This window comes from Bacteroides pyogenes (genome assembly GCF_014196225.1).
Classification (GTDB): Bacteria; Bacteroidota; Bacteroidia; order Bacteroidales; family Bacteroidaceae; genus Bacteroides; species Bacteroides pyogenes_A.
Genome location: NZ_JACIDI010000017.1, coordinates 1 through 25,085, shown reverse-complemented (window position 1 = coordinate 25,085; position 25,085 = coordinate 1). Strand labels below are relative to the sequence as shown.

Here is a 25,085-nt window from a genome sequence, read left to right as displayed (position 1 = left end):
AGGTAGAAAATTAGACGAACCACGAAAAGCCGAACGCGATAAAAAACACGACATCGGTTCAATCTTGATTTAACCGAATCCGTTTTTATATCGGTAAAGAAAATAATATTGGGCAATCCGTCTCAAGATAGCGGAAATGAATCCATTTCAGGCATAATCCGTATGTACGGAAACAGCCCATTGCCCGGAAAAGAAAAAGGGTCGAGGGTTTTCGCGAAAAGGGTCGAGGTCTTTTGCAGAGAAGGTGGAAGATTTCTCGCGAAAGGCAGTGGGCTTTCACAGAAGAGGTGGAGGGTTCTCGCAGGAAGGACTGTGGGTTCGCAGAAAAAGGCGGCGGGCTCTGAAAAAAACACGGCGGCCTTTGAAAAAAAGGCGGCGGGCTTTGAAAACAAACACGGCGGGCTTTTTTTAAAAAGGCAGCGGGCTTTGAAAAGCCCGCCCAAGCCCCTCAACATTTCTTGCCGCAACCGATTGCAAAATCCATAAACCGTTGTGCCAGTCCGGCTTCTTTTCCCTGCAATTGCACGAAGTCGAACTCGCGCATCATGGGCATGCCTGCTATTTCAAGCACCTTCAACTGTCCCGCCGATAACTCCCGGCAAATGGAACGGACGGAAATAATGCCCATGCAATCGGTATGTTCTATAAAACATTTGATGCTTTCGGTACTGCCGAGATACATCAGGACATTGAGCGACGAGAGCTTGATGCCGAAACGCGAAAGCGCGCGTTCGAACACATCCAGCGTTCCCGAACCGCGCTCGCGAAGAACCAAAGGAATTCGCCGCAAGTCTTCGGGAGTTATTTCTTCGGGAAGAGACAGGCGGTTGCGGGCATTGACCACAGCTACCAGTTCATCTTCCAAAAACCGGGTGTATTTCAGGTTGGGCAGGCGCGAGATTCCCTCCACCAATCCCAAATCGATGCAATGTTCCTGCAAAGCAGTTTCAATTTCACGGGAGTTTTCGTTGAGCAAAGAAAGGTTCACCTTGGGATGCTTTTCGATAAAGTTGGCAAGCAACGGAGGCAACACATACTGTGCAATGGTGGTGCTGGCTCCGAGCTTCAGCTCGCCTATAAACTCGTTGTGCAGCAAATGCATCTCATATTCCAGCTGTTTGTAATCATCGAGCACTTTCTCGCTATGCTTCAGCAATAGTTTGCCCGCCTCCGTCAAAGAGATTTTGTTTCCCTCGCGGTGGAACAATCGCACTTCATAGCAGCTCTCCAGTTCCTGAATGTGCTTGGTGATGGCGGGCTGGCTGACGAACAGCTCCTGCGAAGCCTTGGTAAAGCTGAGATTCTTCGCTACGCTTCGAAATACTTTCAAACGAAAATCGGACACGGATTATTAAATTTTGGTAATCGGGTGGTTAAAAAATAATTATTTGTGGGGGTGTTTTGCGGTTCACGCTTGGGCATTCAGCTACCGCATGACTAAAAAACAAATGTTTGTGGGGGTTATTCTTAAGCATATTCTGTAAAAGAGCATCCCGGCAAGCCTGTATTAACGTTTTCACGTTTTCTTTTTGAAAGTCTCGCCTGCCGACTGCCCTAAAGTTTTTCGGCCCTGATTCCGCCCCCACGCTGCAACAGCACATCGAGACGATAGTCTGCCCTAAAGTTCTTCGGCCCTGATTCCCATCGCCTGCATCACAGAGAAAGCCAGCATATCCCACTTGTATTCCAACGTATTTTCCGGCTCGTTCATCCGCAACTGAATCACCTCCTTTTTCTTTACTTCATCCAAAGCTGCACTTACTCTGTCGCCATATTCCTCGTTGAACGAAACTACAATCATCTTTTTCACTTCGGCAGAATCGGAAATTATCGCCAGAATATCCATAAACAATTCTTCGCGCGATACCATTCCTTCGGAAGAGACACCGGCAAAACTGTATTCCCCGTACGGACATCGGAAAGCAACCCCGTTCAGTTCTTCCTTCAAGTCGGAGGGTTGGCAATGAACCAGGCGGTCGGAATCTTTATCGTACACGAATATGAATTGCACATCGTTATCCCCTTCTGCAATTCCGGCGTCCAAAGTCAGGTAAATGGCCAATGCGGAAAGATCAATCTCTTGCAAGCTACGTTGTAAATGAGCTTCAAAATAGGCTTTCATATCGGTGATTACGAAATTCAAGAAAGCGGCGTCTATCAGCACCACTGTTTCCGAAAGTTTTATCTGAGGTTTCTCTGTCATACACATAGTCTTATTTTGATTACAAAGTGTAAAGATACTATTTATAGTTTGATGACATGGTGTATTCCCACCATTTTTTATCGTTTCGAATCGAAATTGTTTATCTATAAGAAAGAGAAAAACACCTCCGCACCGTCTTAGCTCCATTGGGAGTCAAAACGGCTTTGATGGGAAAGGGCTGTATTGGGGCAGGCAAAAGATATGTAATTTTGTCATAACCAAATAGTTAAATCGAGACATTCTGTCCATAAACTGGTTGGTTACAGTGCAATATTGGCAGTTTTCCCCCGCTTGGCAAATCTTTTGAGCGTTGAAGGGTGTTATTAAAAATAGAAAAGAAAGGAGAAATAAAGATATGAATTTCAACAATTTTACCATTAAATCGCAAGAAGCGGTACAGGCAGCCGTAAATCTGGCGCAAAGCCGGGGGCAACAGGCTATCGACCCCGCACACCTTTTGCTGGGAGTAATGAAAACAGGCGAGAACGTCACCAATTTCCTTTTTCAGAAGTTGGGAATGAACGGGCAGCAAGTAGCGCTCGTAGCAGAACGACAGACGGAATCTTTGCCGAAAGTATCGGGCGGAGAGCCATACCTGAGCCGCGAAACGAACGAAGTGCTGCAAAAAGCGACACAGTATTCCAAAGAGATGGGCGACGAGTTTGTTTCTCTGGAACATATTCTTTTGGCATTACTGACGGTCAGAAGCAGCGTCTCCACCATTCTGAAAGATGCGGGCATGACGGAGAGCGAACTGCGCAATGCCATCAACGAACTCAGAAAGGGCGAGAAAGTAACGTCGCAATCGAGTGAAGACACTTATCAGTCGCTCGAAAAATATGCCATCAACCTGAACGAAGCCGCACGCAGCGGAAAACTCGATCCGGTGATCGGGCGTGACGAAGAGATACGGCGGGTGCTTCAGATTCTGAGCCGGCGTACTAAAAACAATCCTATATTAATAGGTGAACCGGGTACGGGTAAAACGGCCATTGTCGAGGGGTTGGCTCACCGCATTCTGCGGGGCGACGTTCCGGAGAACCTGAAAAACAAACAGGTCTACTCGTTGGATATGGGCGCTCTCGTGGCAGGCGCAAAATACAAAGGAGAGTTTGAGGAACGATTGAAGTCGGTTATCAACGAAGTGAAGAAGTCGAATGGCGACATCATTCTGTTCATCGACGAGATTCATACGCTGGTAGGCGCCGGGAAAGGCGAAGGAGCGATGGATGCCGCCAACATCCTCAAGCCTGCGTTGGCGCGTGGGGAACTCCGTTCTATCGGGGCAACGACTTTGGACGAATACCAGAAGTATTTTGAAAAAGACAAAGCTTTGGAAAGACGTTTCCAGATTGTGATGGTCGACGAGCCGGATACGCTCAGCACCATCTCCATTCTTCGCGGACTGAAAGAACGTTATGAAAATCATCACCACGTGCGCATCAAAGACGATGCCATCATTGCTGCCGTAGAGCTGAGCAGTCGATACATTACCGACCGCTTCCTCCCCGACAAGGCCATCGACCTGATGGATGAAGCGGCAGCCAAGTTGCGTATGGAGGTCGACTCCGTACCGGAAGAGCTGGACGAAATCTCCCGGAAAATCAAACAACTGGAGATTGAACGAGAAGCCATCAAACGTGAGAACGACATACCTAAACTCGAAGTTATAGGCAAAGAACTTGCCGAACTGAAAGAACAGGAAACCTCGTACAAAGCGAAATGGCAAAGCGAAAAAGCGCTGATGGACAAGATACAGCAGAACAAGGTGGAAATAGAGAATCTGAAATTCGAAGCGGATAAAGCCGAGCGCGAAGGCGACTACGGGAAAGTGGCCGAAATACGTTACGGAAAACTTCAGGAATTGAACCGGGAAATCGAAGAGACACAGAAACAATTGCATGAAATGCAGGGAGACAAAGCGATGATCAAAGAGGAAGTGGACGCGGAGGACATCGCCGATGTGGTTTCGCGGTGGACCGGAATTCCCGTAAGCAAGATGCTGCAAAGTGAAAAGGACAAACTGCTGCATCTGGAAGAAGAACTCCACAAACGTGTAATCGGACAGGATGAAGCCATAGAGGCCGTATCCGATGCCGTGCGCCGGAGCCGCGCAGGCTTGCAGGATCCGAAACGCCCCATCGGTTCGTTTATCTTCCTCGGTACCACCGGTGTGGGAAAAACGGAGCTGGCGAAAGCATTGGCGGAGTTCCTCTTCGACGACGAAAGCATGATGACCCGCATCGACATGAGCGAATATCAGGAGAAGCATAGCGTTTCGCGTTTGGTGGGCGCGCCTCCGGGATATGTAGGCTACGATGAGGGCGGACAACTGACCGAAGCGATCCGCCGGAAGCCGTATTCGGTAGTACTGTTCGACGAAATCGAAAAAGCGCATCCCGATGTTTTCAATATTTTGCTACAGGTGCTCGACGACGGACGGCTGACAGACAACAAAGGCCGGCTGGTGAACTTCAAAAACACCATCATCATCATGACCTCGAACATGGGAAGCGGCTATATACAAAGCCAGATGGAAAAAATGAACGGCGGCAACAAAGAAGAAATCATCGAGGAGACGAAAAGAGAAGTGATGAATATGCTGAAAAAGACGATTCGTCCCGAATTTCTGAACCGTATCGACGAAACAATCATGTTCCTGCCGCTGACGGAGAAAGAAATCAGGAAGATTGTTCTTCTCCAAATTAAGAGTGTGCAAAAGATGCTTGCCGATAATGGAGTGGAACTGAAACTTTCGGAACCCGCCGTAGACTTCCTGTCGCAAGTGGGATATGATCCCGAATTCGGCGCACGTCCCGTGAAGAGAGCAATTCAACGCTACTTGCTGAACGACTTGTCGAAAAAAATTCTCTCGCAGGAGGTAGACCGAAGCAAGCCTGTCATGGTCGATGCCGGTGAAGACGGATTAGTATTCAGCAACTGATAAGCTTCGACAGTTGGAGCTAAAGCAATTAGAATTCTCACAATAAACTTGCAGCTAATCCTGACAAACTTCGGCAGTTGCGGTTAAAGAGGCAGTGTAAGGCCCGGTATATACCGGAGAATTGCACTGCCTCTTTGGCAAATGGCGAACGACAATCTTTTTTGCATCGGAAAGAGCGGAAGCTTCCTTCCGCATAAGAAGAAATAAGACAGAACAGAACGAGCTTATTCCTACGGCGACTTCTCCGGTATCCCGCAATATTTTTTCGTTTTTTAAAACCGATTGCAGCGCCGGAAAAAGAATATATCCGCACAAAGCCCTAAATTATTTCGATGGTTTCTGATAAAGTTGTATCTTTGCAAGGTTTTTATCTACGAACTGAAATACAATATATAGAAAGATGATAGCTAAGATTGAACAACTTCTGCAAGAAGTGGCGGCTTTGCACGCTTCCAATGCCGAAGAGCTTGAAGCGCTCCGCATCAAATACCTCAGTAAAAAAGGAGCCATAAACGCTTTAATGGCAGACTTCCGCAACGTTCCTGCCGAACTGAAGAAAGAAGTCGGGATGAAATTGAACGAATTGAAAAACAAAGCGCAAGAAACGATCAGCGCATTGAAAGAACAGTTCGAATGCCAGAATAACGACAGCGAAGGATTGGATCTGACAAGAACGGCATCGGCCGTTAAATTGGGTACTCGCCATCCGCTTTCTATCGTACGCAATGAAATCATCGATATTTTTGCCCGTCTGGGATTCAGCATTGCCGAAGGCCCTGAAATAGAGGACGACTGGCATGTGTTCTCCGCCCTCAACTTTGCGGAGGATCATCCCGCACGCGACATGCAAGATACGTTCTTTATCGAATCTTACCCCGATGTGGTATTGCGTACGCATACATCTTCCGTACAAAGCCGGGTGATGGAGACTTCACAACCTCCCATCCGCATCATCTGTCCGGGGCGTGTGTATCGCAACGAAGCCATCAGCTACCGCGCGCACTGCTTCTTCCATCAGGTGGAGGCGCTCTATATCGACAAGAACGTATCGTTTACCGACCTGAAACAAGTATTGTTGCTTTTCGCCAAAGAGATGTTCGGCGCCGACACAAAGATACGTTTGCGTCCGTCGTACTTCCCGTTTACGGAACCGAGCGCGGAAATGGACATCAGTTGCAATATATGCGGCGGAAAAGGATGCCCGTTCTGCAAACATACCGGATGGGTGGAAATTCTCGGTTGCGGCATGGTGGATCCGAACGTGCTCGACTCCAACGGAATCGACAGCAAAATATACAGCGGATATGCTTTGGGAATGGGTGTAGAACGAATCACTAACTTGAAATATCAGGTAAAAGACCTCCGCATGTTCTCTGAAAACGATACTCGCTTCCTGAAAGAATTCGAAGCAGCATATTAAGAAATGCGATGAGGGTGTGTCTCTTTTTTGCAGACACACCTTCAATGATAATAAACAGACAAAATTTACATCATAATAATATATGGTGCAAAAAGACTGAAAAGCTGAAACAAGCAGAGAAACGGCCGAAAAGCAGAGAGTACAATAAATCTCCGAACGACCTTATCAGCATGCTTTACCAGCCTGTCGGCGACCAGCGAAAAACGGCATGACTGGTTGCCGGTTACAAAACGTTCTAATCTTTTAAAAAGTGGCAAAGGATAGACTCATAACTTACAGCTACTGTTTCATCCTGGCAGCCAATTTCTTATTATATTTTGGCTTCTGGCTGTTGATTCCCGTACTCCCGTTCTATCTTTCCGAATCTTTCGGGGCAGGAAACTCCACAATCGGCATTGTGCTCTCATGTTATACGGTGGCAGCTCTTTGTATCCGTCCTTTTTCCGGCTATCTGCTCGACACGTTTTCCCGAAAGCCACTTTATCTGTTCGCCTACTTTATCTTTACAATGATGTTCGCCGGCTACCTCATTGCCGGCTCACTCACTCTTTTTATCATATTCCGCATTATACACGGTGTTTCGTTCGGAACAGTAACCGTAGCAGGCAACACGGTGGTGATAGACATTATGCCTTCTTCACGCAGAGGAGAAGGATTGGGATACTATGGATTGACCAATAATATAGCCATGTCAGTCGGTCCCATGTTCGGATTGTTCCTGCACGATGCAGGTGTTGATTTTTCCACCATATTCGTTTATGCTTTTACCTCCTGTATGCTGGGAATGCTGGCCGCATGCATCGTTAAAACACCGTATAAACCACCGGTAGAGAGAGAGCCGATTTCACTCGACCGCTTCATCCTGCTGAGAGGAATTCCTGCGGGTTTCAGTTTGCTTTTGCTGTCCATTCCCTACGGAATGACCACCAATTACGTGGCGATGTACGCCCGCGAGATAGGACTCGACACGAAAACAGGATTTTTCTTCACTTTCATGGCCCTGGGAATGGCTGTATCGCGAATATTTTCGGGTAAACTGGTAGATAAAGGGAAAATTACCCAGGTGATCACCACCGGGCTGTACATCGTTGTGTTCAGCTTCTTTCTGCTTTCCGCCTGCGTATATCTGATAAGATGGGACGAGAACGTCTGCCGCACGGTATTCTTCGGCATTGCTCTACTGCTGGGCATCGGATTCGGCATCATGTTTCCGGCGTTCAATACACTGTTTGTCAATCTTGCGCCGAACAGCAAACGCGGAACCGCCACGTCCACTTATCTGACATCATGGGATGTCGGCATCGGCATCGGCATGTTAACGGGAGGGTACATTGCAGAAATCAGCACATTCGGCAAAGCATATCTGTTCGGCGCTTGCCTCACAGTACTCTCCATGCTTTACTTCAACCTGAAAGTAACGCCCCATTACCATAAAAACAAACTGCGATGAGAAAAAAAGAACGATATGAAAAAGTAATCGCCTGGTTCAAGGCAAATGTACCGATAGCCGAAACGGAGTTGCATTACAACAATCCGTACGAATTGTTGATAGCAGTGATTCTTTCCGCCCAATGTACCGACAAACGGGTAAACATAGTTACTCCCCCTCTGGTTCGTGATTTTCCTACTCCGGAGGCGTTGGCAGCGACCACTCCCGAAGTGATTTTTGAATATATCCGCAGTGTGTCTTATCCCAACAACAAAGCTAAACATTTGGTCGGGATGGCACGCATGCTGGTCGAGAAGTTCGGTAGTGAAGTCCCCGACAATCTCGAAGACTTGACTAAACTTCCGGGGGTGGGACGAAAGACGGCGAACGTCATCCGGTCGGTAGTATTCAAAAAAGCAGCCATGGCGGTAGACACACATGTGTTCCGTGTGAGCCACCGTATCGGTCTGGTGCCGAAAAGATGCACCACACCGCTTAGCGTAGAAAAAGAGTTGACCCAAAACATTCCGGAAGAACTGATCCCCATCGCTCATCATTGGCTCATTCTGCACGGTCGCTACATCTGTCAGGCACGTGCCCCGAAATGTGATATATGTGGTTTGCAATTGATGTGCAAACATTTCTCAGACACCTATAAAGTAACCAAAGAGGGTTCTAAAGCTGCGAATAAATAAAGAATTAATTGCGAAGAAACAGAAATAAATAGTAACTTTGCGGACTATCGAAGAAGATTTTTAAAACACTTTTAAATAAAAATAGAGTATTATGCAAACAATTGACAATTTCAATTTTGCCGGTAAAAAGGCATTTGTTCGCGTGGATTTCAATGTACCTCTGGACGAAAACTTCAATATTACAGACGATACACGTATGCGCGCGGCTCTTCCTACTTTAAAGAAGATTCTTGCAGACGGCGGAAGCATTATCATCGGTTCTCACTTGGGTCGCCCGAAAGGCGTGACTGACAAATTTTCCTTAAAGCATATCCTGAAACATCTTTCCGAATTGTTGGGTGTTGAAGTTCAGTTCGCCAACGATTGCATGGGCGAAGAAGCTGTCAAGAAGTCGGCGGCATTGAAACCCGGAGAAGTATTGTTGCTCGAAAATCTCCGTTTTTACGCAGAGGAAGAAGGCAAACCGAGAGGCTTGGCAGAAGACGCTACGGATGAAGAGAAAGCGGCTGCAAAGAAAGCTGTGAAAGAAAGCCAAAAAGAGTTCACCAAGAAGCTGGCTTCTTATGCCGACTGCTACGTGAACGACGCCTTCGGAACCGCTCACCGCGCTCATGCTTCTACCGCACTGATCGCTAAACACTTCGATACCGACAGCAAAATGTTCGGCTATCTGATGGAGAAAGAAGTAAAAGCGGTAGATAAGGTTTTGAACGACATCAAGCGTCCGTTTACCGCCATCATGGGTGGTTCTAAAGTTTCTTCGAAAATCGAAATCATCGAAAACCTGCTGAACAAAGTAGACAACCTGATTATTGCCGGCGGTATGACCTATACTTTTACCAAAGCAATGGGCGGCAAAATCGGTATCTCTATTTGTGAAGACGACAAGCTCGATTTGGCTTTGGACCTGATGAAAAAAGCCAAAGAAAAAGGCGTTAATCTGGTTTTGGCTGTAGACGCAAAGATTGCCGACGCTTTCTCTAACGACGCCAACACTAAATTCTGCGCAGTGAATGAAATTCCAGATGGATGGGAAGGCTTGGATATCGGCCCGAAAACAGAAGAAATTTTCGCAAAAGTAATCAAAGACTCCAAGACTATTCTTTGGAACGGTCCGACAGGGGTATTTGAATTTGAAAACTTTACGCACGGTTCGCGCGCGGTAGGCGAAGCTATTGTAGAAGCTACGAAAAACGGCGCGTTCTCTCTCGTTGGCGGCGGCGACTCCGTAGCTTGTGTCAATAAATTCGGCCTTGCAGGCGGTGTATCTTACGTGTCTACCGGTGGCGGCGCATTGCTCGAAGCGATCGAAGGAAAGGTTCTTCCGGGTATTGCTGCCATCCAAGAATAATCCATTCTCGGAAGATAATAAATTGAGAAGCCGGATCTGAACGCCGAAAATCGGTTCGGCATTCAGATTTTACAGACAATCGGCTTCAGCCATAGCCGGAAATACTATTTCGCCTGTGCAAGCAGAGCTGAAACGGTATCTCCGGTTTGCTTTTTACGGGCGGTGGGAAGGTTATTCCACACCAATTATAATACACTTTCACATTCAGTCAAGATACAAATTAATCCGTAATTGCATTTTCAACCGCCCCGTATCAGAAGCCATAACCGGGTGGTTCAACCATACATCCCCAAGGAATAACTCATCGACTTTCTTCTCTTTTCCCACCCCACCTTATCGGTTTCTTCAATAATCCGCCAATTTACTTTTTCCTCTCTTCCATAAGAACCGGACTCTCCCGTTCAACATATGAACATTCCGGAAGCATGCGATATTTCATCCCTTTTCTCCATCGTTTTTTTTCGATTTCACCTTCTTTGTCTATGGGTATTTGGCATTCTTTTTGTACTTTTATAACCGAAACAGAATACTTTTTTAATGAATAAAGAAAAGTAGAAATACAAGGGTCATGATGAATGAAAAAACAATAAACGAACAATATGCCTGCATAAGTGCTTTGCTCCGGGAAAGAAGACTCAAGGAAGCATTGACGCAACTGGAATCTTTACTCTGGCAGTGTGCCGACTGGAAATTGCGAACGCATTTGGAGCAACTGCAAACTTCGTACAACTACATGTTGGATTACATGCTTCAGGGTGCAGACGACCCCGAACGCCCGGAAGTATATAGTAAACTGTTGAAAGAGGCATGGGAAATTGCCGATCGGGCGAGGTTGTCCACACTCGACGGCGTATCCTCCAAATACTATCACATCGTGCGGCATACTGCTCAAACGGCAGATTCCGCTACAAACGATCCGACACAGTTGCTCCGCATCCTCGAAGGATTTGATGACGATTTGGCCGTTAGCGGGCTAAAGTCGGACGAAGAAACAAGTGAGGCACTGAAGCGTCACGAAAACGCCCTGAAGAATCTTTTCCTGATTACATGGACAAATAGCGCATGGAGCAACGATGAAGAGAAGAATGCACAGGCTATGCTTACATCCGAATTGTCCGGCGCAAACGACCTGTGCTTGTTTGTCAGCGCCGTGACGTTAAGCCTGATGGAATGTTTCGACTTAAGCAAGGCCATGTGGCTGCTGGATGCCTACACGCACCCCAACGTAAGCGTATCGCAAAGAGCAATGGTCGGTCTGCTCATTATCCTGCACATATACCGGAATAGGATTTATCTTTATCCCGAACTGACACAAAGAATCGTACTTATGGGAGACACCGGTTCTTTCAAAGAAGACGCCGCCCGCATCTACCGTCAGTTGTTACTCTCTCAGGAAACGGAAAAGATCGACAAGAAGATGAGAGAGGAGATTATACCGGAAATGATGAAAAGCGTCTCCTCCATGCGTGACATGCGGTTCGGCCTGGAAGAAAACGATGATGAAAGCGATGATAAAAACCCGGATTGGATGGACGCTTTCGAACAAAGCGGACTTGGCGACAAGCTTCGGGAGATGAGCGAATTGCAAATGGAGGGGGCCGATGTATATATGAGTACATTTTCCGCATTGAAGAGCTTTCCATTCTTCAGCGAGATTCACAACTGGTTCTATCCGTTCAGCAAACAACAACCGGATGTTTACCGGATATTGAAAGAGGCGAAAGAAAAGAAGGGCACGCTGGACTTCATTCTCGAAACAGGTTTCTTCAGCAACAGCGACAAATATTCCTTTTTATTCATAATCCACCAACTTCCCAAAGTGCAAAAAGAGATGTTGCTAAGCCAGCTGAGCAGCCAGCAGGAACAGATCTCGGAAATGGCGGAACAGTCGAATGCGGAGAATATCAAACAATTCAACGAACGTCCCGGAACCATCAGCAATCAATACCTGCAAGACTTGTATCGTTTCTTCAAACTCAGCACACGGCGACAGGAATTCAGAGATTTCTTCAAGGAGAAGCTCGACTTGCACCATATCCCTGCGCTCGGCAATATGCTTTCTCAAAAAGACGTGCTGCTCCCTATTGCCGACTTTTACCTGAAGAAAGAACGGTGGGAAGAAGCCACCGAAGCTTACAAAGAGATGGAAGCCGCCGGACTGTTCGCCGAAAATGCCGCCGAATGTTACCAAAAACTGGGATATGCCCGGCAAAAACAGAAAAAATATGCCGAAGCAATTGAAGCTTACCTGAAAGCGGATACGCTCAAGCCGGACAACATATGGAACAACAGGCACTTAGCTGTTTGCTATCGACTGAACAGAGATTACCGGAAGGCGTTGACGTATTATAAGAAAACGGAAGAAGTAAGCCCGGAAGACGCGAACATTATTTTTCACATCGGCAACTGTCTGGCAGAACTCGGACAAAACGAAGAAGCGTTAAACTACTTCTTCAAGCTCGACTTCATTCAAAACAACAGCATAAAAGCCTGGAGAGGAATCGGGTGGTGTTCGTTTATCGGGCGCAAACACGAGCAGGCAATGAAGTATTATGAAAAAATTATCGACAGAAAGCCGTTGGCGATCGATTACATGAATGCAGGGCATGTGGCATGGGCAATGGGAAATATCCGGAAAGCGGCCGGCCTTTATAAGGAAGCGATTGCGGCGGGCGGAAGCAAAGAACAATTTATTATTATGTTCCGGAAAGATGAAGCCGCGCTTCTCGAACAAGGCATCCGCGCAGAAGATATTCCGCTGATGCTCGATTTGTTGTAAGTTTCATCCATGACAATCGAAAATTACTCAAAAGCGATGGGCCGCATACCACAGGCTGTTTCCAAAGGCATTGCCTCCGGTATTCCCGGCACCGGCCTTTTTTTTACAAACGCTTCAGCTCTCCGTACAATCTCTGTATGGGAAGTCCCATAATATTATAAAAACTCCCTGATATAGACTTCACACCGATATATCCGATCCATTCCTGCACGCCATACGCTCCTGCCTTATCCATCGGCCGGTATGCGTCGACGTAATATTGAATCTCGTCTTCGGAGAGTTCATCGAACACGACGTCTGAAGAAGAGGTGAAGCTTTTCTGCCATTCTGTCGTAGTAAGACAGACACCGGTGAAGACCTGATGCGCCTTTCCCGAAAGCGAACGCAGCATTTCTGCCGCTCCTTCCCCGCCTTCAGGCTTTCCAAGCAGTTTGCCGTCGAGCCAGACAATCGTATCGGCGGTAATCAACAGTTCTCCCGGCTTCATGGAAGCGCGGTAAGCCGCCGCTTTTTCACGGGCTATGTATTCGGGAATTTCGCAGCCCTTAAGATGTTCCGGATAAGACTCATCCACATCGGGTAGAGTGCGCACCGTGTAATCGACTCCCAGCCCGGACATCAATTCTCTACGACGGGGCGAATTGGAAGCCAATATAATCTGATATTTCTTCAGGTTTTCAAGAGGCATAATCAAAATACGAATTCGTTATTTACAATCACCAGCCGAACGCATCGGCCGCCATCCATTTTCCATGCGCTTTCAACACCTGCTCTATCACATCGCGACCGCATCCGCGACCTCCATCGGCATAAGAGATGTAACGGGAAACCGCTTTAACTTCGGACACGGCATCTTTGGGACAACAAGGCAATCCGCATTCGCGCATCACTTCTATGTCGGGGACGTCATCACCCATATAAAGAATTTCTTCGTCCTTCAACCCGTATTTGCTACGAAAAGCCCGATAATCATGTATCTTCACAGAAGAACCCATATAGATATCGGTTACGCCCAAAGCGGCAAAACGAATCCTTACGGCCTCTGTCCGCCCGCCCGTGATGATGGCAATGGGAAATCCTTTTTTAACCGCCAGTTGGATGGCATATCCGTCTTTGATATTCACCGTACGCATCGGTTCGCCCGAAGGGTGCAACGGTATGGTAGTGGAGCTAAGTACGCCGTCTACATCGAAAGCCAATGCCCTGATCCGGGCTAAATCGTAATTAATGGTGCTCATGGATACTTTTGCTAATTAGTTTATAAATCTCCTGCAACTCCGGAGAATCGGACAGAAGAGACAAATGCCGGTTCATTACGTTCTCGTCGTAGCGCACCGCAGGCCCTGTCTGGGCATCGTGAGGCGACAACGCATGCACTTTCCGGGCAGTTTCATCGATCAACGGCAGCATGACCTCGAACGGAAGATGATACTTCTCGAGCAATGCGGCTGCCAACGCATACATGTGATTGGTAAAATTGCAGGTAAAAACAGCCGCCAGATGAAGGCTCTTCCGCTGTTCGGAAGTAGCGTCGTACACTTTGGTCGAAAGCACAGTGGCAACCTTCTTCAGCAATTCGGCATCTTCCGGAGCACCCGCTTCGATAAAGAAAGGAACTTCGCGGAAATCGACTTCACGCTTCTTGCTGAAGGTCTGCATAGGATAAAGCACTCCATAGCGCCGGGCATATCCCTTCCACACATCCATCGGGATGCTTCCCGCCGTATGCACCAGCAACCCCCGCTCCTTTCCGCAGGCAATGCGGGGCAAAAGGCTCACGAAAGCATCGTCTCGCAGAGAAACAATGTACAGCTCCGCATCGTTCACCACCTCCGATAACTCCGTCGTGTGTTTCGCTTCGACTTCCTTTGCCAAAGCGAAAGCCGACTCTTCGGTACGGCTATATACTTGCACGATGCGAAAACCTTTGCGGTAAAGCGCTTTTGCAAGATTCACCGCCAGATTTCCCGCACCGATAAAAACAATCGGCGTATCTTCAATACTTCTCTTCATCCGTCACCCTCCTCTTATCGTTTGGAAGCAAGCAAGAGTATCCCGCCCGCCACGAGCAATGCCAACGGCAGCAGATAACCGGAAATAGAACCGAGCCATGAAGTCACCAAACCGATGTTGATCACCAGCCAAAGTCCGAGCAGCACCAATCCGACCGATTTGTCGCGTTTGAAAATCAGGAAACAGACGGAAACGTACAACAGCAAGTTGTCTTTATACATCACCCAAGGCAACCCGACCGACGCGAAATGTACCAGCTTATCGATCAGAAAAAGCAGGCCGATCACGATAAAAGAGACGGCCGTCGCCCTGTAAGTATCTTTTTTATTGTTCGCCTTTGCAGCAACCATAGCTTACTTCCCTCCGAATCTATTGATATGAATTTTTTCCCATTGCAGATGCGATTCATCGAAAGGCTTGCGTTCCATACCTTTATGCCCGATGGCAATCACCGAAAGCACCTGAAGTTGCAAAGGGATATCGAGAAGCCCGTGAATAAATTCATCCGACGGAATTCCCGTTGCCGTGAACCGTTCTCTGACCTGAACCCAGCAGCTTCCCAAGCCTAAATCTTCCGCCTGCAACTGTATCATGATGGAAGCGACGGACGCGTCTTCAATCCACACATCGCTCTCCAGCGGATCGGCCATGACAACGATTGCCAATGCTGCATCGGCAATGAAAGAAGACGAATGCTCTTTACAGCGCGACAACTCTTTCAGTGTCTCTTTGTCATCAACCACAATAAACTGCCAGCTATTCGTCCGTTTCGATGTGGGCGACATCAACGCCGCTTTCATCAACGCAACGACTTCGTCCTGCGACAACTCTTCATCGGTAAACTTACGCATGCTTCGGCGGTTTCTGATCAATTCACTAAAGTTTTCCATTCCGTTTTTCGTTTCGTTTAATTTACGTATGCAAATATACGCACATTTCGTCCTTTTAGAAAATATCTCGCCAATTAAAAAACGTCTTTACTGCCCGATTGCAATCATCGCCACGTTCGAAAAAAAGCCCGCCGCCTTTTTTTCAAAGCCCGCCGTGTTTGATTTCAAAGCCCGCCGTGTTTTTTTCAAAGCCCGCCGCCTTTTTTTTCAATCATCTCATTGTTTTTTTCCACTGGTTAAACAGTTGTTTTGAAGACCGGTCTCACACTTCCTGCCGACGCAAGCCAAATAACGTTACATCCAGACACATCACAGAAAGCAATGAGAGACAGCTATCTGCCGACGCAAGCCAAATAGCGTTACATCTCTCTGGCAGCGATTGAAGAAACAGATGCCCCATATGACCAATGCAGGACAGTTTCCCGAGACTCCGCTTCGGGAAGAGCAAGAAAAAGCAAAAAACCGAAGGATAAACAGTCGCGGAAACAAATCCCCGTATTTTTTGTTGAAATAAGAAACAAAAGAATAATTTTGTTCTCAAAATGCCACTCAAGCTGACCACATATTATGAAGGGAAAGATATTCCCGATCTGCCGGGCATCAACACTTTCCACTCCAAAGAGTTGTTTCAAATCTACGAAGTAACTCACGGATACACGCCTTTATTAATTGTAGCAACCGAAAACGGCCAGCCGGTTGCCCGTTTACTGGCAGCTATACATAAAGCCAAAAGATGGTTGCCCGGATCTGTTGCCAGGCAATGCGTCGTATACGGCACAGGCGAGATAACGGATCAATCAATTCTCGCAGACAAAGAAAAGGCAGAAGAAATATTCGGCGAAATGTTGGAGCATCTCACTCAGGAGGCTTCCCGCTCCTGCTTTCTTATTGAATTTCGCAACCTGAACAATCCCATGTTCGGATACAAATTCTTCCGGGCAAACCTGTTTTTTCCGGTCAATTGGCTGCGTGTCAGGAATTCTCTTCACAGTATGGAGCGGGTGGAAGAACGTTTTAGCCCTTCCCGCATCCGCCAGATAAAGAAAGGAATCAAAAACGGAGCAAAGGTAGAAGAAACCCATGCGGAAAAAGACATAAAGGAGTTTTCGCGCATGCTTCACAAAGTTTATTCTTCCCGCATCCGCCGCTACTTCCCCGGCAACGATTTCTTTCACCACATGGAGCGCCTGCTCATTAAGAAGAAAAAAGCCAAAATCTTTATCGTAAAATACAAAAAGAAAATCATCGGAGGATCTGTTTGCATCTATTCCGAAGAAAACGCATATCTTTGGTTCTCCGGAGGGATGCGTAAGACTTATGCCTTGCAATATCCCGGAATACTGGCTGTATGGAAAGCACTGGACAACGCACACGAAGAGGGGTTCCGCCACATGGAATTCATGGATGTGGGACTTCCCTTCCGCAAACACGGCTACCGCGATTTCGTCCTGCGATTTGGCGGAAAACAAAGCAGTACAAGACGCTGGATACGCGTCCGGTGGACATGGCTGAACAATTTGCTAATTAAAATCTATGCGTAAAATGCAATGTTGACATTACAAAACTCTTTTACTCTCTCCTTCATTCCTACTTTTTCTCTTTTTTACCCCTACAATTAAATTGAGAAATATTTCATTATTATACAATAATTGATTTTCTTTGTGGATGTTTTGTACCATGCAAAAACAGATTAATAACCCAATTAAAAATATTCTTATGAAAATTTCGCACATCGAGCATTTGGGAATTGCTGTAAAAAGCATCGAAGAAGCCCTTCCTTACTACGAAAACGTGTTAGGTTTGAAATGCTACAACATTGAAACAGTAGAAGATCAGAAAGTAAGAACCGCTTTCTTGAAAGTAGGCGATACGAAAATCGAACTGTTAGAGCCTACTTGTCCCGAAAGCACCATCGCTAAATTTATCGAGAACAAAGGCATAGGGGTTCACCACATCGCATTTGCGGTCGAGGATGGAGTAGCCAATGCTTTGGCAGAAGCAGAAGCAAAAGAAATCCGTCTCATCGACAAAGCTCCCCGCAAAGGTGCCGAAGGTTTGAATATCGCATTCCTGCATCCGAAATCTACAATGGGTGTGCTGACAGAACTTTGCGAGCATTAATCCATTACCTTTTTAATTTACAACCGCTGCTTACCGGTTTACGGATTTCTCATTTCAATTCATCCAAAACAAGAATCGACAATCCGGGAATAAAAAGATGTAAATTATAAAGAGATAAACGGCGGATAACAAATGACATATTAAAAGAACAGCAAATTGTAATTATAGTCAAATTGTAAATAACATGAGTAATCAACTTGAAAAAATTAAAGAGCTTATCGAACGCCGTGCCGTTGCACGTATCGGAGGTGGAGAAAAAGCAATTGCCAAACAACATGAAAAAGGCAAATATACAGCGCGTGAACGCATAGCGATGTTGTTGGATGAAGGCAGCTTCGAAGAAATGGATATGTTTGTCGAACACAGATGTACAAACTTCGGAATGGAGAAAAAACACTATCCGGGCGACGGAGTAGTGACAGGATGCGGCACTATCGAAGGGCGTCTGGTATACGTATTTGCGCAAGACTTTACTGTTTCTGCCGGATCTTTGTCGGAAACCATGTCTTTGAAAATTTGCAAGATCATGGATCAGGCTATGAAAATGGGCGCTCCCTGCATCGGTATCAACGACTCGGGCGGCGCACGTATCCAAGAAGGTATCAATGCATTGGCAGGATATGCCGAAATCTTCCAACGCAATATTCTGGCTTCGGGTGTAATTCCTCAAATCTCCGGCATTTTCGGCCCTTGCGCGGGAGGTGCTGTTTATTCTCCGGCATTGACTGACTTTACGCTCATGATGGAAGGAACTTCGTATATGTTTCTTACAGGGCCAAAAGTAGTAAAAACCGTGACCGGTGAGGATGTCAGCCAGGAAAATCTGGGTGGCGCAAGCGTTCACTCTACAAAATCAGGTGTAACTCATTTCACCGCTAAAACAGAAGAAGAAGGTTTGGCATTGATTCGCAAACTGCTAAGCTACATTCCTCAAAACAATCTTGAAGAAGCTCCTTATATAGATTGCACCGACCCTATCGATCGTCTGGAAGATTCGTTGAACGATATCATTCCCGATAGCCCGAACAAGCCATACGATATGTACGAAGTGATCGGGGCCATTGTAGACAATGGCGAATTTCTCGAAGTTCAAAAAGATTATGCCAAGAATATTATCATCGGTTTCGCCCGCTTCAACGGGCAATCGGTAGGTATCGTAGCCAATCAGCCGAAATATCTGGCAGGTGTGCTCGACAGCAATGCTTCTCGTAAAGGCGCACGTTTCGTACGCTTCTGCGACGCATTCAATATTCCTATCGTTTCATTGGTAGACGTTCCGGGATTCCTTCCGGGAACAGGGCAGGAATACAACGGTGTAATCCTTCACGGAGCCAAACTATTGTACGCTTATGGAGAGGCCACTGTTCCTAAAGTTACAATCACTTTACGCAAATCTTACGGAGGCTCTCACATCGTGATGAGTTGTAAGCAACTTCGCGGCGATATGAACTATGCATGGCCTACAGCGGAAATTGCCGTAATGGGCGGGGCCGGAGCAGTAGAAGTATTATATGCCCGTGAAGCGAAAGAAGCGACAGATCCGGTTGCATTCATGACCGAAAAAGAAGCCGAATACACCAAGCTGTTTGCCAATCCTTATAACGCTGCAAAATACGGTTATATCGACGACGTGATTGAACCACGAAACACTCGCTTCCGCATTATTCGAGCCTTGCAGCAATTACAAACGAAAAAACTTGCCAACCCGGCCAAAAAACATGGCAATATTCCATTGTAATCAAACTGTCACACTAAAAACAAGAACGATTATGAATAAAAGCAAAATCGGAATATTCTTTTCTTTGCTGCTGTTGGTAGGTTTGTCTTCTTGTGAAGAGGAAAAATCAAACAACAAGTTGATACTGAATGAAATTTTGATTGACAATCAGGAAAACTTTCAGGACGACTACGGTCTGCACAGCGCATGGATCGAAATATTTAACAAATCATACGGCAGCGCAGATTTGGCGGGTTATTTGCTGAAAGCAAGCAGTCAACCCGGCGATACGGCTACCTACTTTATCCCCAAAGGAGATGTGCTCACCTTGGTAAAACCGCGCCAACACGCTCTGTTTTGGGCCGATGGCGAACCGAACCGGGGAACTTTTCACACAAGTTTCAAATTGAACACTGAAACCGATAACTGGATCGGATTATACGACTCCGGGCGCAAGCTGATCGATCAGGTCGCCATACCGGCAAGAACACTGAATGCGAACCAATCGTATGCACGCATCAGTGACGGAGCGGATGCATGGGAAGTGAAAGGCAAAAGTAAAGATAAATATGTTACTCCAAGTACGAACAACAAAACCATCAGCGGCAATGCAAAGATGGAGAAGTTCAGAAAACACGATGCCAGCGGTATCGGCATGTCGATCTCGGCAATGAGCGTGGTATTCGTCGGATTGATTCTTTTGTTTATTTCTTTCAAGATTGTCGGACGAATTGCTGTAAACCTCAGTAAACGGAATGCCATGAAAGCAAAAGGCATCGACAAGCGAGAAGCGAAAGAACTCACAGAAGCTCCGGGAGAAGTTTACGCAGCTATTTCCATGGCACTGCACGAAATGCAGAACGAAGTACACGATGTCGAAGAGATGGTACTAACGATGACGCGAGTAAAACGCAGTTACTCTCCATGGAGTTCGAAAATCTATACTTTGCGTGAAACTCCCCATAAGAAGTAAGTCATTCCATAAAAAAATAAAACAATGAAAGAATATAAATATAAAATCAACGGAAACTTGTATCAAGTAACCATTGGCGACATTGAAGATAATATAGCCCACGTAGAGGTAAACGGCACACCTTATGAAGTAGAATTGGAGAAGCAGCCTAAAGCTGTTGTAAAACCGGTCGTACGCCCGGCAACTACCGCCCCGGCAGCTCCGGCTACGCCCGTAGTAAAACCGGCAACACCATCTACCGGCAAATCGGGTGTTAAGTCTCCCCTACCGGGTGTAATTCTCGACATCAAAGTAAATGTGGGTGACACTGTGAAAAAGGGACAGACAATTATCATTCTCGAAGCAATGAAAATGGAGAATAACATCAATGCGGATAAAGACGGAAAGATTACCGCTATCAATGTAAGCAAGGGCGATTCCGTCCTTGAAGGTACTGACCTCGTAATTATTGAATAATATGGGAGATTTTATTGACTTTTTAGGAAACAACCTTGCCGATTTCTGGACCTATACAGGATTCTACAATGCGACTGCGGGGCATATTATCATGATCCTAATTGGCTTGGTGTTCATCTACTTGGCCGTTGACAAAGAGTTTGAACCAATGTTGCTGATTCCTATCGGGTTCGGTATCCTGATCGGCAACATTCCTTTCAATATGGAAGCCGGATTGAAAGTCGGCATTTATGAAGAAGGGTCTGTTTTGAATATTTTATATCAAGGAGTAACCTCGGGATGGTATCCGCCGCTTATCTTCCTCGGTATCGGAGCAATGACCGATTTTTCGGCGCTAATCTCCAACCCGAAGCTAATGCTGATCGGTGCTGCCGCCCAATTCGGAATCTTCGGAGCATACATGATTGCGTTGGAAATAGGGTTTGATCCGATGCAAGCCGGTGCCATAGGCATTATCGGAGGTGCGGATGGTCCGACGGCAATCTTCCTTTCTTCGAAATTAGCGCCCAATCTGATGGGGGCTATAGCCGTATCAGCCTACTCGTATATGGCGTTAGTCCCGGTGATACAGCCGCCCATAATGCGTCTGCTCACCACAAAACATGAACGGCTTATCCGCATGCGACCGCCACGAGCCGTATCCCATACGGAAAAAGTTATCTTCCCAATTATCGGTTTGTTGCTGACTACCTTTTTGGTTCCTTCGGGCCTGCCTCTATTGGGAATGTTGTTCTTCGGAAACCTGCTGAAAGAAAGCGGCGTGACACGTCGCCTTGCAAATACGGCAAGTGGGCCTCTGATCGATACCATAACGATCTTGCTGGGACTTACCGTAGGTGCCTCTACTCAAGCTTCGGAGTTTCTGAAATTCGACTCTATCAAAATATTTGCTTTGGGTGCTTTATCGTTCATCATCGCCACAGCATCGGGGGTTATATTCGTGAAGATATTCAACCTGTTCCTGGGCAAAGACAACAAAATCAACCCGCTGATCGGAAATTCCGGTGTATCTGCCGTGCCCGACTCCGCACGTATTTCACAAGTAGTAGGTCTGGAGTACGACTCTACGAACTACTTGCTTATGCACGCAATGGGGCCAAACGTGGCAGGAGTAATCGGCTCTGCTGTCGCAGCAGGTATCTTACTCGGATTCTTAATGTAAGAAGTACACAGACAGTAAAGCTATCTGAAGACCCTTTATAATAAAGGCCTTCCGGTTGTTTGTCTCTAAAATCATTTCACCCCTGTCGCAGCCTTTTGTGGCAGGGGCGAAATCTTTAAAACCAATCTTCGCATGCTTCCTTTATAAAACAATATAATTGTTATCTTTGTCACCGGATATAAAAATATAGAAAATGATTTATCAACTCTTCGCTCCATCGGAAATCAAAACAAATATTCAATTACCTCCTTCTAAGAGCATTAGCAATCGTGCACTGATAATCAATGCGTTGAGTAAAGGGATATACCCTCCCGAAAACTTATCCGACTGTGATGATACACGGGTAATAATAAAAGCATTAGATGAAAAAGAAAAAATAATTGATATCATGGCAGCCGGGACAGCTATGCGCTTTCTCACAGCCTATTTAAGTGTTAATCCCGGAGAGCACATTATCACAGGTACAGAAAGGATGAAACAACGCCCTATCCAAGTACTGGTAGACGCCCTCCGTGAATTAGGAGCCGATATCAAATATATAGAGAAAGATGGTTTTCCCCCGTTGCTCATAAAAGGTACAAAGTTAAAAGGTCGTGTAATCACACTGAAAGGAAATATAAGTTCTCAATACATATCTGCTCTACTCATGATAGGTCCCGTTCTTGAAAACGGATTAACGCTATATTTGACTGGAGAAATAATTTCTCGTCCATATATCAATCTCACTCTACAAATAATGAATGATTTTGGTGCAAAAGCAGAGTGGACAACTTCTAATTGCATCACCGTGTCTCCACAGCCTTATTGCAGTACTCCTTTTACAATAGAAAATGATTGGAGTGCAGCTTCTTATTGGTATCAGATAGCCATTTTATCAGGTAAAGCAGAAATCGAGCTACCAGGCCTCTTCCAAAATAGTTTCCAAGGAGATAGTCGTGGAGCGAAGTTATTCTCTCGCTTAGGAATTGCAACAAAATTCATTTCTAAAGGAGTGGCTATTAAAAACGAAGGTATCCATCCTCAATACCTTGAAGAGAATTTTGTAGATATCCCTGATTTGGCACAAACTTTTGTAGTAACCTGTGCCCTGTTAAACATTCCTTTTCACTTCACAGGACTACAAAGTCTAAGAATAAAGGAAACGGACCGAATAGAAGCTTTAAAAACAGAACTCAGGAAGTTAGGTTACATACTTACAGATGAAAAAGACTGTAGCTTAAGATGGGACGGTACACGCATTGAAGCAGAGAAAAATCCCATTATCCAAACCTACGAAGATCACCGAATGGCAATGGCATTTGCCCCTGCCAGCTTTTATTTCCCAGAAATTAAAATAGCAGATCCTAATGTTGTCTCTAAATCGTATCCTAATTATTGGCAGGATTTGGTAACGGCCGGATTTCAAATCAGAAACAAAGAAGAATAATGTAAGAGTATATCTTGCCGAATGTGCGATAGCTTTGCTTTCATCATTCCAATTCCAATGGTTCAATTAAAAGGCCAAACGGTCACTCCGCTTTAAGTACGATTCATAAATTTCAATTCCAAATGGTTCAATTAAAAGAAAGATGAGCGAAAAGCTCACCGGTGCGCTGGGCAAATTTCAATTCCAAATGGTTCTTTTTCTGAAAATAGAGGAGTATATTGAATACGAATATCTACAACAACCCGTGCGTCGGCAAACATTTCCGGCTGTTCCAAAATATTTTTAACAACATTCTTCACCTGTTGAACGTCATAAAAGTTTAAAGTAAAATAAGAACCATTTCTTAATTTGACACCTTTATTGGTGATATCAACATTTTGCAACCACGAAAAAGAATACAAACTTATTTTTCCGTGCTCATTATTATTCCCACTCAGCCATTTGTGCACACAACCTGTAAGTAAAGGCTGATAATTAAAATTAATCAGTCTGTCAGTAACTGATATTTTTATATGTAATCTCGTATAAATTATGATTTAAGTCAATAGTGTCCAAAATAATTTTGCAAGAAAAATAAAGGAAGTGAAGTCACTAAGACAAATAATTCTTATCTTAGTATTTGCAAACACCCCAACCTCCTTCAAAAGCAAAAATAAAACTTTTCAGTTAAATAATTCAACGTTTACCCAAAAAATTGATTAAATCGTTAGTAAAAAGTATGACACTGACCATCATGCTAAGGGTTTTAACTTATGGTCTTATTGATAAGCATGTTATTCTGTCAGTTTGCGGACTGTGCATCGCTTTGCGAGATAAGCAACAGTCTGCATTCTAGCAACGGTAATCTTAACCATCCATCCAACCAAGCAAGTCAACACTTTCTATCAGAACGAGAAACGCTCGTGCGAATTCTTCGGTGAGTACTATTACAGCTTACTTCAATATTTTCGACAGCAGGTAAAGTTTTCCGGCAGGAAGTTCCACTTTAGTAATGCTATCATGCGATCAACTCCACGACTATTACTTTATGTTCAACAGCTTTCGACTGAGCGCATTATACTCTCTCCAAAGGTACCGTAAAGCTCAACATTGAGACCATACTTCCTGAATATGTATATATTGGAACATATAACAGTACGGCAAGGCATGTAAGCCTGAAAACTGAAGACATCGTGGTTCGTGACCGTGGATACTTCAATACAAAACTCTTAACGCTTGAGACAGCAACAAGGTGCTCTTTGTAACTAAATTATATTAATGCAGATGGGATATCAAAATCTTCTTCCGAAGTGTTAATAAGAATTTCCACATCAAGTTTTTTGTGGGCACATCGTGCAATACTGTTTATGCATAGTTTCCATAGTTTATCGGGAGAGTTAAGCAAAGCCCCAAAAAGAAAAAGGCACCCCCCAAAAACAAGATTCCCCTCTCTTCCTTTTGAAGGGAAAAGAGGGGAATACAAGCAAAAAAAGGCGGCGACCTACTCTCCCACTGTGACGCAGTACC

The 25,085-nt window shown here is 45.6% G+C and carries 23 protein-coding genes; 15 read left to right on the top strand and 8 right to left on the bottom strand.

The genetic code is table 11. The annotated features are described in order from the left end of the window. Positions 1-162: 162 nt before the first annotated feature. Positions 163-486, top strand: a complete 324-nt coding sequence (locus GGR07_RS10905; RefSeq protein ID WP_147298167.1) for a hypothetical protein — start codon at positions 163-165, stop codon at positions 484-486. Here GGR07_RS10905 and GGR07_RS10900 read toward each other — a convergent pair. Both GGR07_RS10900 and GGR07_RS10895 read right to left on the bottom strand, forming a co-directional pair. Continuing rightward, entirely contained in the window at positions 449-1,345 is an 897-nt protein-coding gene (locus GGR07_RS10900; RefSeq protein ID WP_122056645.1) for a LysR substrate-binding domain-containing protein, read from the bottom strand. The two genes, GGR07_RS10905 and GGR07_RS10900, sit on opposite strands and share 38 nt — an antisense overlap. 273 nt (positions 1,346-1,618) lie before the next feature. Continuing rightward, positions 1,619-2,203, bottom strand: a complete 585-nt coding sequence (locus tag GGR07_RS10895; RefSeq protein WP_034543749.1) for a DUF6621 family protein — start codon at positions 2,201-2,203, stop codon at positions 1,619-1,621. Between the two features lie 355 nt (positions 2,204-2,558). On the opposite strand from GGR07_RS10895, the gene clpB reads away from it, so the two are divergent. The 6 genes from clpB (at position 2,559) to GGR07_RS10865 (ending at position 12,821) form a co-directional block, all read left to right on the top strand. After that, positions 2,559-5,147 carry an ATP-dependent chaperone ClpB gene (gene clpB, locus GGR07_RS10890; RefSeq protein WP_039972527.1) on the top strand — a complete coding sequence of 863 codons (2,589 nt, stop codon included), beginning with the start codon at positions 2,559-2,561 and terminating at the stop codon, positions 5,145-5,147. A gap of 400 nt (positions 5,148-5,547) precedes the next feature. Further along, positions 5,548-6,567, top strand: coding sequence for a phenylalanine--tRNA ligase subunit alpha (pheS, locus tag GGR07_RS10885; RefSeq protein ID WP_034543751.1), 1,020 nt, complete (start codon positions 5,548-5,550; stop codon positions 6,565-6,567). Positions 6,568-6,817: 250 nt separating this feature from the next. Next, positions 6,818-8,017 carry an MFS transporter gene (locus tag GGR07_RS10880; RefSeq protein ID WP_034543752.1) on the top strand — a complete coding sequence of 400 codons (1,200 nt, stop codon included), beginning with the start codon at positions 6,818-6,820 and terminating at the stop codon, positions 8,015-8,017. Then, entirely contained in the window at positions 8,014-8,691 is a 678-nt protein-coding gene (nth, locus tag GGR07_RS10875) for an endonuclease III (protein ID WP_034543753.1), read from the top strand. The genes GGR07_RS10880 and nth overlap by 4 nt, the downstream gene beginning before the upstream one ends. Positions 8,692-8,782: 91 nt before the next feature. Further along, on the top strand, positions 8,783-10,042 hold the full coding sequence (locus tag GGR07_RS10870; RefSeq protein ID WP_034543754.1) for a phosphoglycerate kinase: 1,260 nt from the start codon (positions 8,783-8,785) through the stop codon (positions 10,040-10,042). 571 nt (positions 10,043-10,613) lie between these two features. Further along, positions 10,614-12,821, top strand: a complete 2,208-nt coding sequence (locus tag GGR07_RS10865) for a tetratricopeptide repeat protein (RefSeq protein WP_034543761.1) — start codon at positions 10,614-10,616, stop codon at positions 12,819-12,821. Positions 12,822-12,924: 103 nt separating this feature from the next. On the opposite strand, the gene GGR07_RS10860 is transcribed toward GGR07_RS10865, so the two are convergent. The 5 genes from GGR07_RS10860 to GGR07_RS10840 are packed head-to-tail and all read right to left on the bottom strand — an operon-like array spanning position 12,925 to position 15,724. Continuing rightward, the gene (locus GGR07_RS10860; protein WP_034543756.1) at positions 12,925-13,509 is read right to left on the bottom strand and encodes a Maf-like protein; all 585 of its coding nucleotides are present in this window, start codon (positions 13,507-13,509) and stop codon (positions 12,925-12,927) included. Positions 13,510-13,537: 28 nt separating this feature from the next. Beyond that, positions 13,538-14,059 carry a KdsC family phosphatase gene (locus GGR07_RS10855; protein ID WP_034543757.1) on the bottom strand — a complete coding sequence of 174 codons (522 nt, stop codon included), beginning with the start codon at positions 14,057-14,059 and terminating at the stop codon, positions 13,538-13,540. Continuing rightward, positions 14,046-14,834 (bottom strand): Rossmann-like and DUF2520 domain-containing protein, encoded by a 789-nt coding sequence (locus GGR07_RS10850; RefSeq protein ID WP_021644929.1) that lies wholly within the window; start codon positions 14,832-14,834, stop codon positions 14,046-14,048. Before GGR07_RS10850 ends, GGR07_RS10855 begins: the two co-directional genes overlap by 14 nt. Positions 14,835-14,848: 14 nt before the next feature. Continuing rightward, the gene (locus GGR07_RS10845; RefSeq protein WP_021644928.1) at positions 14,849-15,184 is read right to left on the bottom strand and encodes a hypothetical protein; all 336 of its coding nucleotides are present in this window, start codon (positions 15,182-15,184) and stop codon (positions 14,849-14,851) included. Positions 15,185-15,187: 3 nt separating this feature from the next. Continuing rightward, a complete protein-coding gene (locus GGR07_RS10840; protein ID WP_034543758.1) occupies positions 15,188-15,724 on the bottom strand; it encodes a nitroreductase family protein in 537 nt (178 codons plus the stop codon). A 542-nt stretch (positions 15,725-16,266) separates the two neighbouring features. Here GGR07_RS10840 and GGR07_RS10835 point away from each other — a divergent pair. The 7 genes from GGR07_RS10835 (at position 16,267) to GGR07_RS10805 (ending at position 23,579) form a co-directional block, all read left to right on the top strand. Beyond that, positions 16,267-17,265 (top strand): GNAT family N-acetyltransferase, encoded by a 999-nt coding sequence (locus tag GGR07_RS10835; RefSeq protein ID WP_021644924.1) that lies wholly within the window; start codon positions 16,267-16,269, stop codon positions 17,263-17,265. 175 nt (positions 17,266-17,440) lie between these two features. Further along, positions 17,441-17,845, top strand: coding sequence for a methylmalonyl-CoA epimerase (gene mce, locus GGR07_RS10830; protein WP_034543762.1), 405 nt, complete (start codon positions 17,441-17,443; stop codon positions 17,843-17,845). Between the two features lie 184 nt (positions 17,846-18,029). Beyond that, the gene (locus GGR07_RS10825) at positions 18,030-19,583 is read left to right on the top strand and encodes an acyl-CoA carboxylase subunit beta (protein ID WP_021644920.1); all 1,554 of its coding nucleotides are present in this window, start codon (positions 18,030-18,032) and stop codon (positions 19,581-19,583) included. Between the two features lie 31 nt (positions 19,584-19,614). Then, complete coding sequence (locus tag GGR07_RS10820; protein WP_034543760.1) at positions 19,615-20,535, top strand: OadG family transporter subunit; 921 nt, start codon at positions 19,615-19,617, stop codon at positions 20,533-20,535. Positions 20,536-20,559: 24 nt separating this feature from the next. Continuing rightward, entirely contained in the window at positions 20,560-20,991 is a 432-nt protein-coding gene (locus GGR07_RS10815) for an acetyl-CoA carboxylase biotin carboxyl carrier protein (protein ID WP_021644918.1), read from the top strand. A gap of 1 nt (position 20,992) precedes the next feature. Continuing rightward, positions 20,993-22,153, top strand: a complete 1,161-nt coding sequence (locus GGR07_RS10810; protein WP_021644917.1) for a sodium ion-translocating decarboxylase subunit beta — start codon at positions 20,993-20,995, stop codon at positions 22,151-22,153. 193 nt (positions 22,154-22,346) lie between these two features. After that, positions 22,347-23,579, top strand: a complete 1,233-nt coding sequence (locus GGR07_RS10805) for a 3-phosphoshikimate 1-carboxyvinyltransferase (RefSeq protein ID WP_122056646.1) — start codon at positions 22,347-22,349, stop codon at positions 23,577-23,579. A gap of 155 nt (positions 23,580-23,734) precedes the next feature. On the opposite strand, the gene GGR07_RS10800 is transcribed toward GGR07_RS10805, so the two are convergent. Then, positions 23,735-24,028, bottom strand: coding sequence for a hypothetical protein (locus GGR07_RS10800; RefSeq protein WP_021644914.1), 294 nt, complete (start codon positions 24,026-24,028; stop codon positions 23,735-23,737). A 303-nt stretch (positions 24,029-24,331) separates the two neighbouring features. Between GGR07_RS10800 and GGR07_RS14190 the strand changes: the two genes are divergently transcribed. Continuing rightward, on the top strand, positions 24,332-24,499 hold the full coding sequence (locus GGR07_RS14190) for a DUF4372 domain-containing protein (RefSeq protein WP_394357303.1): 168 nt from the start codon (positions 24,332-24,334) through the stop codon (positions 24,497-24,499). Positions 24,500-25,085 lie beyond the last annotated feature (586 nt).